Source organism: Streptococcus sp. 2_1_36FAA (genome assembly GCF_000161955.2).
In the GTDB taxonomy this organism is placed as follows: Bacteria; Bacillota; Bacilli; order Lactobacillales; family Streptococcaceae; genus Streptococcus; species Streptococcus gordonii.
On the sequence record NZ_KI391975.1, the window covers coordinates 88,436 to 102,356 of the forward strand.

13 protein-coding genes are annotated in these 13,921 nt (G+C 39.3%); 7 read left to right on the forward strand and 6 right to left on the reverse strand.

What is annotated here, in order from left to right; genetic code table 11:
• The first annotated feature begins 137 nt into the window (after positions 1-137).
• Genes HMPREF0847_RS05780 through HMPREF0847_RS11075 form a run of 3 tightly spaced genes read left to right on the forward strand, consistent with a single transcriptional unit; the run spans position 138 to position 2,582 of the window.
• Complete coding sequence (locus tag HMPREF0847_RS05780; RefSeq protein ID WP_008809862.1) at positions 138-851, forward strand: ABC transporter ATP-binding protein; 714 nt, start codon at positions 138-140, stop codon at positions 849-851.
• Positions 778-2,388 carry a hypothetical protein gene (locus tag HMPREF0847_RS05785; protein ID WP_051312038.1) on the forward strand — a complete coding sequence of 537 codons (1,611 nt, stop codon included), beginning with the start codon at positions 778-780 and terminating at the stop codon, positions 2,386-2,388. Before HMPREF0847_RS05780 ends, HMPREF0847_RS05785 begins: the two co-directional genes overlap by 74 nt.
• Positions 2,388-2,582 (forward strand): DUF1648 domain-containing protein, encoded by a 195-nt coding sequence (locus HMPREF0847_RS11075; RefSeq protein WP_008809860.1) that lies wholly within the window; start codon positions 2,388-2,390, stop codon positions 2,580-2,582. The genes HMPREF0847_RS05785 and HMPREF0847_RS11075 overlap by 1 nt, the downstream gene beginning before the upstream one ends.
• Positions 2,583-2,703: 121 nt before the next feature.
• On the opposite strand, the gene HMPREF0847_RS05790 is transcribed toward HMPREF0847_RS11075, so the two are convergent.
• Genes HMPREF0847_RS05790 through HMPREF0847_RS05800 form a run of 3 tightly spaced genes read right to left on the reverse strand, consistent with a single transcriptional unit; the run spans position 2,704 to position 4,959 of the window.
• Entirely contained in the window at positions 2,704-3,171 is a 468-nt protein-coding gene (locus tag HMPREF0847_RS05790) for a hypothetical protein (RefSeq protein WP_008809859.1), read from the reverse strand.
• 2 nt (positions 3,172-3,173) lie between these two features.
• Positions 3,174-3,989, reverse strand: a complete 816-nt coding sequence (locus HMPREF0847_RS05795) for a hypothetical protein (protein ID WP_008809858.1) — start codon at positions 3,987-3,989, stop codon at positions 3,174-3,176.
• A complete protein-coding gene (locus tag HMPREF0847_RS05800) occupies positions 3,961-4,959 on the reverse strand; it encodes a hypothetical protein (protein WP_008809857.1) in 999 nt (332 codons plus the stop codon). Before HMPREF0847_RS05800 ends, HMPREF0847_RS05795 begins: the two co-directional genes overlap by 29 nt.
• A 119-nt stretch (positions 4,960-5,078) precedes the next feature.
• Here HMPREF0847_RS05800 and HMPREF0847_RS05805 point away from each other — a divergent pair, with 119 nt between their 5' ends.
• From HMPREF0847_RS05805 to HMPREF0847_RS05815, 3 genes are all read left to right on the forward strand, one after another.
• On the forward strand, positions 5,079-6,749 hold the full coding sequence (locus HMPREF0847_RS05805; protein WP_020992709.1) for a hypothetical protein: 1,671 nt from the start codon (positions 5,079-5,081) through the stop codon (positions 6,747-6,749).
• Positions 6,750-7,769 carry a hypothetical protein gene (locus HMPREF0847_RS05810; RefSeq protein WP_008809855.1) on the forward strand — a complete coding sequence of 340 codons (1,020 nt, stop codon included), beginning with the start codon at positions 6,750-6,752 and terminating at the stop codon, positions 7,767-7,769.
• Between the two features lie 197 nt (positions 7,770-7,966).
• On the forward strand, positions 7,967-8,476 hold the full coding sequence (locus HMPREF0847_RS05815) for a GNAT family N-acetyltransferase (RefSeq protein ID WP_008809854.1): 510 nt from the start codon (positions 7,967-7,969) through the stop codon (positions 8,474-8,476).
• A gap of 37 nt (positions 8,477-8,513) precedes the next feature.
• On the opposite strand, the gene HMPREF0847_RS05820 is transcribed toward HMPREF0847_RS05815, so the two are convergent.
• Positions 8,514-9,188: a DUF1129 domain-containing protein gene (locus tag HMPREF0847_RS05820; RefSeq protein WP_020992710.1), complete on the reverse strand. Its 675-nt coding sequence runs from the start codon at positions 9,186-9,188 to the stop codon at positions 8,514-8,516.
• Positions 9,189-9,206: 18 nt separating this feature from the next.
• Positions 9,207-10,151 carry a magnesium transporter CorA family protein gene (locus HMPREF0847_RS05825; RefSeq protein WP_008809852.1) on the reverse strand — a complete coding sequence of 315 codons (945 nt, stop codon included), beginning with the start codon at positions 10,149-10,151 and terminating at the stop codon, positions 9,207-9,209.
• A 129-nt stretch (positions 10,152-10,280) separates the two neighbouring features.
• On the opposite strand from HMPREF0847_RS05825, the gene uvrA reads away from it, so the two are divergent.
• A complete protein-coding gene (uvrA, locus tag HMPREF0847_RS05830; protein WP_008809851.1) occupies positions 10,281-13,106 on the forward strand; it encodes an excinuclease ABC subunit UvrA in 2,826 nt (941 codons plus the stop codon).
• Between the two features lie 37 nt (positions 13,107-13,143).
• Here uvrA and HMPREF0847_RS05835 read toward each other — a convergent pair whose 3' ends face one another.
• The gene (locus HMPREF0847_RS05835) at positions 13,144-13,899 is read right to left on the reverse strand and encodes a hypothetical protein (protein WP_008809850.1); all 756 of its coding nucleotides are present in this window, start codon (positions 13,897-13,899) and stop codon (positions 13,144-13,146) included.
• Positions 13,900-13,921: the final 22 nt, after the last annotated feature.

Sequence of the window (13,921 nt, forward strand, 5' to 3'; positions counted from 1 at the left end):
AATCGGCAGTTTTCTGCCTTTTATTTAGAAATTGCACTGACAAAATGTCAGTTTGAGCCTTCAATCTCTTAATCTAAATTATAAAAAATTTTACGCCAAAACTGACAAAATGTCAGTTTAAATAAAAGGAGAAATTCATGTTAAAAATAGAACATTTAACAAAAGTATATAGCAACGGTAAAAAGGCTGTGGATGATCTTAGTCTGATGGTGGAGCCTGGGGATATTTATGGATTCATCGGTGCCAATGGAGCAGGTAAAACATCCACCATTAAGGCGATTGTGGGGATTCATGATTTTGATAAAGGAGATATTTATATCTGCGGGCACTCTATCAGGAAGGAGTCCTTGCTTTGTAAGAAAAAGATGGCGTTTTTGCCGGATAATCCAGACCTCTATAAAAATCTAGTAGCAAGGCAGTTTTTGGACTTTGTAGCAGACATTTATAGGGTTTCTTTGGAAAAAAGGCAAGCGGCTATAGAAAAGTATTCTAAAATGTTTGAGCTGGATACGTCTTTGGATCAGTTGATATCAGCTTATTCACATGGAATGAAGCAACGATTGGCACTAATAGCGGCCCTTTTGCATGAGCCAGAATTGTTGATTTTAGATGAACCTTTTGTCGGTTTGGATCCGAAAGGCGCATATTATTTTAAGCAGATCATGAGAGAGCTAGCCAGTCAAGGGCATGCGATTTTCTTTTCTACTCACGTTTTAGAGGTTGCGGAAGAACTCTGCAATAAGGTAGCAATTCTGCAGAAGGGTCGTTTGGTGGCTAATGGAAGGGCCTCTGAAGTTAAGGGGGCATCCAGTTTGGAACAAGTATTTATGGAGTTACAGGATGATGACTAATATTCTTTTGCTTTTAAAAGTACAATTATACAGCACATTTTCGCTTAATGATTTAAGGAAAGGACGAGGGTTGGGCAGGTATTTTAAGCTTGGTCTGCTCTTCTTGCTTGTTTTGCTATTTTCAGGCTATAACTTTTTGACGGCTTTGAGTTTGGTCAAGTTGGGGCAGGCAAATTTGATTCCAGCCTATATGATTGCCTTGGTTAGTTTTATTATTTTCTTTTTCAGTCTGATGCAATCAAATGGCATCTTGTTTGACCAAGAGGAACTTGACAGGCTCATCGTATTGCCGCTCAGTATTAGAGAGATTGTCTGTGAGAAATATGCTTTTCTTTATCTTTTGAACAGTGTGTTTGCCGTCCTTCTCATGCTCCCAGCAGGCCTCGTTTGTTTTAGATATGGTGCGTCCTTGTTGGAGTTGATTCTTTATCTGCTTTTAATGGGATTTGTTCCTCTTTTACCTCTCTGTTTAGCATCTTTACTTGGCTTGTGCGTTGCCTACATAGCCTCAAAGGCCCCTCATAAAAATCCAGTTGCCTTCCTTTTTTCTATTCTCTTGCTTTTGGGCCTAGCAACAGGCAGTATGTGGGCTATGAGAGCCGGATTATCAGTAGAAAATGTTGGTCTCTTGCTTACCAAGCAGCTGACTTCTCTTTATCCTCCGGCAAGCTTGTTTTTTAACCCTCAGCATTTTTGGTGGGCTAGCCTTTTGTTGATGTTTGTCTCGTTTGCGCTGACAGGACTTTTTCTAAGGTATTTAAGTAGAAATTATTTAAAAATGAATCAGATGATAACAGGAGTGAAGTCAGAAAGCAAAGTCTATAGAAGCTGGCAGAAGTCTCCCTTTATGGCTCTTTATAGGAGAGAATTTGCGAATTTTGTGAGTTCCTATCTTTATATGCTCAATAGTGGACTAGGAACCATTTTAATCATCGTTTTAGCCATCTCGCTTTGTTTTATGGGTCCTGATGTCCTCTTTTCTTCGATTGGACTCAGAGATAGCCGAGAATTTTTACCCCTATTACTGGCTGGCTGTCTCAGTATTTCCAATCCTGCAGCTGTCAGTATTTCCTTAGAGGGGGAAGAGATTTGGCTGCTTCAGACGCTCCCGGTTTCTATGAGGCAGATAATGATGGCAAAGCTGGCCTTGACGGTGTCTTTACATTTCGTGGCCTTGCTGCTGGGCTTGCCTGTTCTGACTTGGCGTTTCTCGCTAGGAGGATTGCAAGTAGTGGATTTGGTCCTTATTTCACTGGCTTATTCACTGTTTACAGCTCTTCAGGGACTTGTGGTCAATTTTCATTATCCTAAGTTCATCTGGGACAATGAAATGATTGTTATTAAGCAAAGTTTTTCGGCTATCTTGTCTGGAGGAATTGGCATCTTGGTTCTTGTGTTCCCTCTTTGCTTATCCTTACTATTTGGTATGGACTTGGAGATGTCGCTGCGAATCTCAGCTCTTGGACTTTTGCTTTTGGCTGCCGTCCTTTATAGGCATTTAATAAAACAAGGATATTTTAAGGAGGTCCATGGCTAATGAAAAAGAAAGATTTATTCGTTTTGTTTATCTTAGCAGTAATCATATTTTTGCTTATCTGCCTGATACCAGAGCAGGTTCTCATTCATTTTAACAGCGCAGGAAAGGCGGACATTGTTGTCAACCGCTTTTGGTTGATTCTCAGTTTGCCCATTCCCTGCTCTCTTTATTGGAAATATTTTCGAAGCAAATAAAAAAGAGGTCAGTGAACAATTTCTAAGAGAAGCTAGGTGTGACCATCAAAAAACCACTTATGAACTGAATATAGCTTTCTATACGGTTCATAAATGGTTCTTTTTCTTTTATTCTTTGCAATTAAGGTGATGGTATCTTTTTTATCCATGCTCTTAGAAAGCTTAGATCATTAAAGATAAAAATTAGAAAAATTATTTGGCAGAAGTAATATCCCCAATCAAGCTTATAAATGTCTCTTTGGATGGTGATGGAGAACATTGTGTAAACCATTAAGACAAAACTAGCTATAAAAAATAGAAAAGATTGTAAACTTGCTAGAAAAGGATAGCCTTTGTTTTTTAAAATGAATTTCAATAAAACGGCTAGGGCAGGAAGAACAGATAGAAAAATAAAGGAATTCTTAAAATAGGAATTGTTCAGATCTGCAAATTCTTTTCCACCAAAAATAGGATTATTATTTTGGAATAGATAAATTTGTGATGTTTTATCGTGTAAAAAAGGCATACTAGCAATAACTAAGTAAAGTGCAACTAATAATCCGATTTGCCAAGGGAAACTTACTTTAACCTTTTCTTTATTCTCTGACATCCCTATCTCCTTTCTCTAATTTTTCCTTGCTCAACGACGACAAAATCACCTTCTGCTTCATCAATCGTCCCTAGGACGTAGGCTCCATCTGGCAGGCTTAATTGTTCTAACAACTGTTGGATTTGGTCTCTTAGGTGGATATCTTCTCTGTCGACTCCTTTGGGCAAGATAATTTGGACATAGACAGCTCCTTGTGACAAGGCATGATTTAATGAAAAATCGTACAATTCCTCAAGGATAGAATGTTTATTTTTAGTAGCATCTTCAATGCGATCGCTATACCAAGTTTCACCTCTAACAAAATTAGCTTGATCAGATAGGGTGCTTCTTAACTTAGCTGATGCTCCACTTAGATCTGGAGTTTGATTTAATTTTCTTGTTAAAGACTCTTCTAACTTGGTCCGTTCGGGATTGATTTCCAGCATTTTTTCAATCATTGGTAAATAAACTCTGATAGATTCATCATAAGTCGTCCCTAACTCAGATATAGGGTTGTATCTATCAGATAAATCTATTTTGTCATAATAAGGCATGACTAATTGTTTAAAGCGTACGGATTTTTTCAAGGGCAGAGAAATATTCTTGCCGTTAATTTTTTCAGTATAAGTAAAATTAACATCAATGCCCGTTCTTTTTTCAGCCCAGGAAAAGCCTGTAATCTTAATCTCTCCAGGGAAATTCCGATTAGCATAAAAACCCTTGAGATTGGCCTCTAGATTCTTATAGAAAAACAGGAACAAGAGTGCTAGAAAGCACACGAGGACAAGCATACTTTTCCACTTGTCAGAATTAATCTTCAATATCTTTTTCAATAGCATCCTCCTTAATTACTTGCTTGAACTCTTGATCTGTTTCTACATACTCTTCCCGGCCAGTTTTTGTATATCTGCTCCTAATGGTCCAGTGAAAATAGGAGGCATCAGGATATAAAATCTTTGTCAGAGTTTCACTATCATCTAAGGTCATATTTTCTTTTAAAACTAATAAATAACCATACTTCTTAAGTGTTGCAAGTGTTACGTTATCCTCAGTTTTAACATTACTGCTACTATGATTCTTGTCGGAAGAATTGCCAGTTGAAATTGAGTCTTTATCGTCTTTTTTGTACTCAAACCAAGGTCCGTAACTATGTATATTACTCTCGTCATCACTATATGCCTCAGTAATAAATGATGGATCTGAGAGTGCACGATAGATTCCTCCATAGCCGAATTGGATCGTCTCTTTGGGGCGTTTTTTTGTTGCCTTTTTATTAGTCAGATTGATATAAATTTCGTTATTGTAGTCTATCTGGATTTTTACATAGTCATTTTTTCCATCAGAATACATCTGATTATCTAATTCGCCATTTATAGATACATATCCCATATCTTGAACAATCTTTAAGGCATCAATCGTTTGACCTTCTCCTTTTTCTTGTCCTAGTTGGTAATAACGAATTCGGAAGTATTCTTCCTTATCCTTCTTTTTCAGTGTGCCATCATATTGCTTGGAATCTTGAACTGCTAGATATTTCCGACCTACGGCAAAAATAGATGAGCCCCGTTCATTATCGTCTTCCTTAAAAGAGAGGGCTATCATAGGAAATTCAGGCTCATTCTCTCCAATTGTTACATAATTCGTTAAACGCAAATTCTTCCCTTTATAAACATAATTTCGTTCTTTAACTACATAAGTAGCTTCTTTTACAAAAAAGAAAGAACAAGCACCACCAACAATAAAAACGACCAGCGCTGCTAAAGCATAAATTTGCCACATTTGCCAAGAGAAATTCTCTAGCTTCTTCATCCTACACTCCTTTAAGATAGATTATGCACTATTATATCATTTTTGGGTAAGATTTCTGCTAAAAGTGGCAGAAAAGTATGATAGAATGGTATTATTATATTTTTATTAGGGAAGCGAATATGGATCAAACACCTTTCAAAAAAATCATTAAAATATCTAGTTTCTTTTTTCTAGCGCTAGTAACCTATCTGATCTATTACCCAACGATTAGTCCTGAACCTGCAAAAAGGGAAGGGATTAGCAAGAATCATAGTCGGACTGAGTCAGAAGAACGGTATCGAATAGGTGTTAGTCAGGTAAATGACTTTCAGAAAATCGGAAATATTGCCCTGGCTATCGATAAATTTGGAAAAGTCCAGGAGAAAGATGGCTATCTAGTTGCACAGAATTACAAACTCCCCGAGGATCCGTATCCTGACGAGGGGAAGGCTTTTTATGACAAAAAGAACACGGAATATTTTTATCAGATTGATATTTACAAAGAAGATGAAGGGATTCAGTCATTAAAGAAGGTCGATGTACGAGCCCTCCTTCTTAAAGAAAAGAAAAAATATAACATTAAGAGTACCGCGAAATTAGATGTGCTTGACTCGTCTCCAGATGCTCCTTATATAGAAATAGAGCTGGAAGAGATTGATGGCGACTCTAAAAAAGCATCTTTGATTATTGACTTAAAGACGGCAAAGAGCCGGATTGCTCACTACATAGGAGCTGCACAAGAAGAAGTCTTAACTGCTAGCGATAATAGTGAATTTAAAATTGCTCAAAGTAATCCTATTTTTGCTGACCGTTTAAAGAGCCTAAGCTTTATTGTTGATGCTAAAAAAGACACAAATTCCTATGATAACCAAGAAAAGCAAAATCAAGACAAAGTTATCATGATGAGACCATATCAGGGTGGAGACCTGATCAATCTCTATCAAGAATATCCTCATGTCCTCGAAATGGCTAAGAAAGCTAGTTTCGCTATCTATCCACTGTTTAAATACACTAAGGATTCCACTCAACAAGCCTCTGATTTTGCTAGACTATTTAATTATCCAGGAGAAGCTCCTTTTTGGTCTGCTCAAAAGAAACAAGAGTATGAAGCGGAACAAATCGTAAAACAGAAGAAAAGTCCTGAAACTCCACTTCCTTATGACTTGTTTATAAAGAAGGTACAGGAGGAAGGCAAAATCAATTGGGCGGAAGGGATTGTCCCAATTGGACTTGATATCGATAGTGAAGAAGTAGTTACCGTTGACTTCAAAAAAGGTCCGGTTTACACGCAGCATTTCGATCTATATGACCACATAAGTGCCTTAGGAAGCCTGACTGATCTTAGCTCTACCAATACGATGCTAAATCAAGTTAGTTTCGATAAAACCAGACGCTATGGAATAAAAACTGTAAAAGACGTCAGCACTCTTATTGATGAATCTAAGCGGTCTAATCCAGCCGGCCCGCAATATATTAATTGGCTTCAATATAACCCTGGTAGCCCTTTGTCTGAAACGTATATGAATACCGTTAAGGAGATTGTGGAGCAGGGACCTCTGTATAGAATTTTCTCCATATTTAGTCTTGAGGTAGGACAGATGACGGTTAGTCAAGCTGAAACTAATGACAATCTTGTGGCAGGATCAATTTCTGTAATGGTTCAAAACGGCAACCAGGCTTTAGTTCCTCTGCAGTTTAAGATAAATAATTTTCATGATTTAACCCCTGATAAAATGATAAAATCGGGACGAATTATCTATGTCCTTATAGATGGTCAGCTTCGTCGAGTAAAAGTTCCGGAGGAAAGATAAGTGAGTCAGATCCTTATAAAGATAAAAAAACTATTTCAAAATAAAATCTTTTTGAATATTGGTGGCTATACTTTAGCATTTGCAATTGGTTTATTTTTGGCTTCTTACGTTGCTGAAAAACAAAAAAATACTATACACTCTGAGCAAAATCAGACTGAGCAGCAAGAGGTTGGTAAAAATAGACCTGATAAGGATGCGACTTTTAAGATAGAAAAGCTGGGTGATAATCTCTATATGGTCGAGAATCCTAATTTGGCCATCTTGTCTGACAAGTATATCTTGCAGCAAGAGATGAATTACCCCAACAAAACTTTTTACTACGATAGTTACCAGCAATTTAGTAGAGATAAGAATAAGAATAACCACCTGAAAATTAGACTTCTAAACCAAGCTGAAGGGACTTACAAAGATTATGACCTACTCCAGTTGGCTCAAAAACTACATCCTCAAGCTATTCCGGGGAAAGTGAGTCACCAACTGTATCAAGATCCTCAAGACAGTCAACTCTATTTTTCTTTTGAGGTATATCTACCAGGTGGATCAAATGCAAGCTACTATTCTAGTTCAAGTAGTGGCTCCTTTACCCAGACTCTTTATACGAATATTGAAAATGGTCAGACTTTTTCTCTGGATCGCTATTTCGAACCTCTAACAGCCCATTCGAAGCAACCAATCTATTCAGCTACTGACCTGGATGATAAATTGAATCGTTATGGACTAGTCTTGGCCAATAAAACACAGAATATTACTCTCATTGAGGGAGGAGAGGATTTAAATATCAAGAGTTTGAAATTAAGTAAAGAATTGCCTGGTATAGAAAAGAAATTTAGTGCCGGATGGAGCTTATTGATAACTGGCGATGATTCTTATGAAAAAAGTCTAAAGCTTCTAGCTGCTGAAGGGGAAATCGATCTCTATACTAACATCAAACTAGATGGTTGGTATTCGTCTGATAAGAAGGATCATCTCTTAAAATCTTATCAAGATTTTCTAAACCTATACCAAAAAGATAAAAACTAGCTTGTTTCTTTTCTAGCAAAGTTGGTCGGACATGGTTGAGAGAAGCTTATACACTTGTTAAAAGTTAAAGAATGTATTCATAGCGATCAAGGATGACTTTCGTAAAAGAGGATTAAGTAAATCCCTGCTTTTGCAGGGTTTTTTATTTCTCTTTAAAGTGTTAAAATGAGATAAGAATCTGTTATAAGGAGTATGATATGGGTGAAGAGCGAATCGTCAGAAAGATGCTTTTTGAGGATATTGAAGGATTATCAAATGCTTTTGTTGAGCAGGGATGGCCTGAGCGAAAAGATATTCTGCACAAATATTTTCTTGAGCAAGAGGAGGGAGAACGCCAAGTTTTGGTGGCTCTTGTTGGCAGATTTTTGGCAGGTTATATAACAGTCATTCCATCAGCAAATCACGGTCCTTTTGCAGGTCTTTATCCGGAGTTAACTGATTTTAATGTTTTTGAAAGCTTTCAAAGGCAGGGGATTGGCACGGCTCTAATCGAAAAAGCAGAGCAAGAAGCCTTGAAATATTCAGATGTGGTTACCTTGGGAGTGGGATTACATAAGGGATATGGGCCGGCACAGCGCTTATATATTAAAAGAGGATATATTCCAGATGGTTCTGGACTTTGGTTTAACAATGAAGCCCTTGCCCCATATGCTCCTTGTGAAAATAGTGATGACCTAGTACTTTATTTTTCGAAAAAAAGAAAATAAAAAAATTCCTAAGCTGGTTTGCTTAGGAATCAAAAAATTAGTAGCGTCTCGGGTTAGCTGTGGCGCTTTTAATGTTGAATTTTTTCTTGAGGTACCAGCGTCCTACTAGGGCAAGACCACCAATCATTATGACAAGGAGGTTTGGCAATTGCGGATTAAGGAAGCTTGGTAGGAAAGCACTAAGAGTGAAGGCTACCAACCAAAGTAGGACAGCACCACTCATAACAATAGCTGATTTCCAAAAAGGTGGTTTAGTACCGTATTCTTGGTCCGGTTCATAGTAGCGATAAATGAAATGGTAGAGTGAATAGAAAACCAAACCTCCTGTTAAACTACCCAGAACTAGGGTAGTAAATCCGTAAGGATTCGGTGTTTTTGCAAAATAGTTAACTGCTCCTTGGAAAATAGATAAAAGCCCGAAAATTAAAAGAGCAGAATCCAAAATCATGAGGCGCGGATCGTCATTTTGTGCAGGATTTTCAGCTGCTTTTTTCTCTGCAGCGGTTAATTGCTGAACCCAGGCAGTTGGGGAACCGTAGAGACCACGGGCAGTGATTCCTTTGGATTGGTTTTCAAGGATGGTAGGAATAATCTCTTCTAGGAGGACTTTGATTTCCTCATCGGTTTTCCCAGCTTCAATCAACTGGTGAGTTGCAATGCGAATAAATTCTTGGTTTTTCTTGCTAAGTTTGTCTATAGATACTTGTGACATAGGCTTTCCTTCTATCAATTAAAATAGTTTTTTGTGCATGAGGTAAACGGTGAGAGAACCGCTGATAGCAAAGGCGATAAACATGATGATCCAAAAGGCATGAGGTTCGCCATTGAGTGGGATATCGTTATTTTTAAAGTTCATACCATAGGCAGAAAAAATCATAGTTGGAATGGACATAACGACCGTTACCAAGGCCAGAGTTTTCATAATGTTGTTCTGGTTATTGGAAATAATGGACGCAAAGGTGTCTGTCATCCCACGCAGGATATTTCCATAAATGTCTGCCATCTCAATGGCCTGCTGGGTCTCAATCAAGGTGTCTTCTAGCAAGTCTTCATCCTCTAGGTATTTTTTGATATTGCTAGTGGCGCTGGTCAGCTTTTTAATCACGCGCTCATTGGTTTTGAGAGAGGCCTTGAAGTAGACAATGGTTTTTTCCAACTCCATGAGTTCAATCAATTCTTCGTTTCGCGTAGACTGGTGTAGCTGGCTTTCAATCTGCTCACTCTTGCGGTCAATAGAACGTAGGGCTGTCAGATATAGCTCGGCATTACGATAGAGAATCTGAAAGATAAAGCGTGACTTCATAAAGGTGTAAAAGTTGCGCAGGCGACGGTGGATGAAGATATCCAACAAGGGGAGCTTTTCCAAACAGGTGGTGATAATGGCATCCTCCGTCAGAATGATACCAAGCGGAATAGTGACATAATAGGTCTTGTTGTTTCTTTCTTCAGTGATGGGAACGTCCACGATAATCAAAGTATAGTCATCTTCGATCGTTACCCGGGACATTTCTTCCGCATCGAGTGGCGCCCGTAAGTCGGTGATATCAATACCGAAAGCATTGGCAATTTCAACTGATTCGCTCTGGGAAGGATTGACAAGATTGATCCAAGTACCCGATTCGAGGGAGTCAATCTCTTTGAATTCGGTCGTAGTAGATAAAAAGACTTGTTTCATGCTCTTTTTCCTTTCCAGATTGTTTTTTTAGACACCGTACTATTATACTATAAATTCACGATTTTTGGAGCAAAAGAATAGAGAAAATTTTGATATAATAGAGAATGTTCAAAGTGAAATGAGGTTAAGATGCAAGATAAAATTGTGATCCATGGAGCGCGAGCTCATAATCTAAAAAATATTGATGTAGAAATTCCTAGAGATAAGCTGGTTGTGGTGACAGGATTATCCGGTTCAGGTAAGTCTAGTCTGGCTTTCGACACTCTCTATGCTGAGGGGCAACGTCGCTATGTTGAGAGTTTGTCGGCCTATGCTCGGCAGTTCTTAGGTAATATGGAAAAGCCGGATGTGGACTCAATTGATGGTCTTAGCCCGGCTATTTCCATCGATCAAAAGACGACGAGTAAAAACCCCCGTTCAACTGTAGGAACTGTTACTGAGATCAATGACTACTTGCGCTTGCTCTATGCCCGTGTTGGAACACCATACTGTGTCAACGGCCACGGAGCTATTACGGCTTCCTCTGTTGAGCAGATTGTAGACCAAGTCTTGGAGCTTCCAGAGCGCCAGCGCTTGCAGATTTTGGCGCCAGTTATCCGCAAGAAAAAGGGCCAGCATAAGACTGTCTTTGATAAGATTCAGAAAGATGGCTACGTCCGAGTGCGCGTGGATGGTGAAATTTACGATGTGACAGAAGTTCCTGACTTATCAAAAAGCAAGCAACATGACATTGAGGTTGTGGTAGACCGAATTGTCATCAAAGAGGGAGTGAGAAGTCGTCTTTTTGATTCGGTCGAAGCTGCTTTAAGGATTGCAGAGGGCTATGTAGTTATCGATACCATGGATGGGAAAGAACTACTCTTCTCTGAACACTATGCCTGTCCGGTTTGTGGCTTTACAGTGCCCGAGCTTGAGCCACGTCTTTTCTCTTTCAATGCGCCTTTTGGCTCTTGTCCGGACTGTGATGGCTTGGGCGTAAAACTAGAAGTAGACCTAGATCTTGTGGTGCCAGATTCTAGTATGACTTTACGAGAAGGTGCACTGGCGCCCTGGAATCCTATCTCTTCCAACTACTACCCGCAGATGCTAGAACAGGCGATGACCTCCTTTGGCATTGATATGGACAAGCCTTTTGAAGAGCTAAGTGAAGAAGAAAAGCAATTGATTTTCTTTGGCTCAGATGGACGAGAATTCCATTTCCACTATGAGAATGAATTCGGAGGTGTGCGAGATATTGACATTCCTTTTGAGGGAGTAGTTACCAATATCAACCGTCGCTACCATGAGACCAATAGTGACTATACTCGGACCCAGATGCGAACCTATATGAATGAGTTATCCTGCGTAGCTTGTCATGGCTATCGTCTTAGTCCTCAGGCCTTATCAGTCAGGGTTGGGGGTGAAGCTGGTTTGCATATTGGTGAGATTTCGGACTTGTCCATTGCGGATCATTTGCTTCAGTTGGACAAGCTTAGCTTGACAGACAACGAAGCTACGATTGCTCGGCCTATTCTCAAAGAAATTCATGATCGGCTAACCTTCCTCAATAACGTTGGTCTTAATTACTTGACCCTATCTCGTTCTGCTGGTACATTATCAGGAGGCGAAAGCCAGCGGATTCGCTTGGCGACCCAGATTGGTTCTAATTTGAGTGGCGTTCTTTATATTCTTGATGAACCATCGATTGGCTTGCACCAGCGTGACAATGACCGCCTGATTGCCAGCCTTAAGAAGATGCGTGACCTAGGAAATACCCTCATCGTGGTTGAGCACGATGAGGACACCATGCGGGAGGCTGACTGGCTGATTGATGTCGGGCCAGGAGCAGGAGTCTTTGGTGGTGAAATAGTTGCAGCTGGTACTCCTGCACAAGTGGCTAAGAATAAGAAGTCTATCACTGGACAGTACCTATCAGGCAAGCGTGAAATTCCAGTACCACTGGAACGTCGTGTAGGAAATGGGCGTTTTATCGAAATTACAGGTGCGACTGAAAATAATTTACAGAACATTACAGCTCGTTTCCCACTTGGGAAGTTTATCGCTGTGACGGGAGTTTCGGGATCCGGCAAATCGACCTTGGTCAACTCTATTCTAAAAAAGACCTTGGCTCAAAGACTCAATCGTAATTCGGATAAGCCTGGAAAATTTAAAACGATCTCTGGAGTAGATTATATAGATCGTTTAATCGATATTGATCAAAGTCCAATTGGTCGGACACCGCGCTCCAACCCTGCCACCTACACTGGAGTTTTTGATGATATTCGGGATCTTTTTGCTCAAACCAATGAAGCCAAGATTCGTGGCTATAAGAAGGGTCGTTTTAGTTTTAACGTGAAGGGTGGCCGTTGTGAGGCTTGCTCGGGTGACGGTATCATCAAAATCGAAATGCATTTCTTACCGGATGTTTATGTTCCTTGCGAAGTTTGTCATGGAAGACGCTACAACAGTGAGACCTTAGAAGTACACTACAAGGAAAAGAATATCTCACAAATCTTAGATATGACAGTTAATGATGCAGTTGATTTCTTCAAACATATTCCAAAGATCAATCGGAAGTTACAAACAATTAAAGATGTGGGCTTGGGGTATGTTACTTTAGGACAGCCAGCGACTACTTTATCGGGTGGTGAAGCCCAGCGGATGAAGTTGGCTAGTGAGCTCCACAAGAGATCGACCGGCAAGTCTCTCTACATCTTGGATGAACCGACGACCGGACTTCATACAGAAGACATTTCTCGTCTGCTAAAAGTTCTAGATCGTTTCGTTGATGATGGAAATACCGTCTTAGTTATTGAGCACAATCTAGATGTGATTAAGACAGCTGACCATATTATTGATTTAGGCCCAGAAGGTGGTGTCGGTGGTGGTACGATTATTGCAACTGGTACACCAGAAGAAGTAGCGGCCAATGAAGCCAGCTACACAGGACACTATTTGAAAGGAAAATTAAAATAAGATTTTAAAAACTCTGCTTTTTTAGGCAGAGTCTTTTTTATAATAAATTACGAATTTTTTCTTTTATAAATGGGTTAAGAGAATAGTGTTTATCAAGATATTCTAGGAGTGCCTGAGCAGATTCAGAGATTCGTTCGTAACCTTGCAAAAAGTAGGGTAATTGTTTGGCCTCATTTGGATAACCTTTTTCAAATCGTCTGTTGCTGTTAAAAATATCTATAAAATCAGATTTAGAAATTTTTTCCAAATTGATTAATTCAGTCCAAAGCTTGACGGATCTGTTTTGGATGAAATCATAAGCAGCCAATTTTTCGCCTCGTTGATAGCGACCTAGTCCTATATATAGATTGCATAAAATTTCTCCCAACAGCCATTCACGGTCTCTATTTTCTTTTGATGGCAATCTTTGTGGCTGGCAGATTGTTCCATCAAAACCGACTTCCTTCCAGATAATCTTGCCTTCAGCGAAGGGAATGTTTGCTAGTTCATGAGCTTCAAAGACAGCAAATTCACAAAAAACATCATCTTCAAATAGAACTTTATGTCCGTCCACTGTATTTTGGTAGTGAAATGCAATTGGTTCTAGCTTACTTAACCAGGTTAGGTCCTGGATATAGGCCTGCTTGTAGCCATCTTTTACAATAACAAAGAAATCCAAATCGGAGTACTGATCCAATCGTTCTCTTTCTGCTCCGCAAGAACCAAGTGCCAGCATAGCTAGTGCTTGTCTAGAATCTTTTAGAGACTGAGCAATATCATCTAGCCTTTGTAATAGTAATTCTGTTTTATTCATATCGTTACCTCATTCTTTCTTG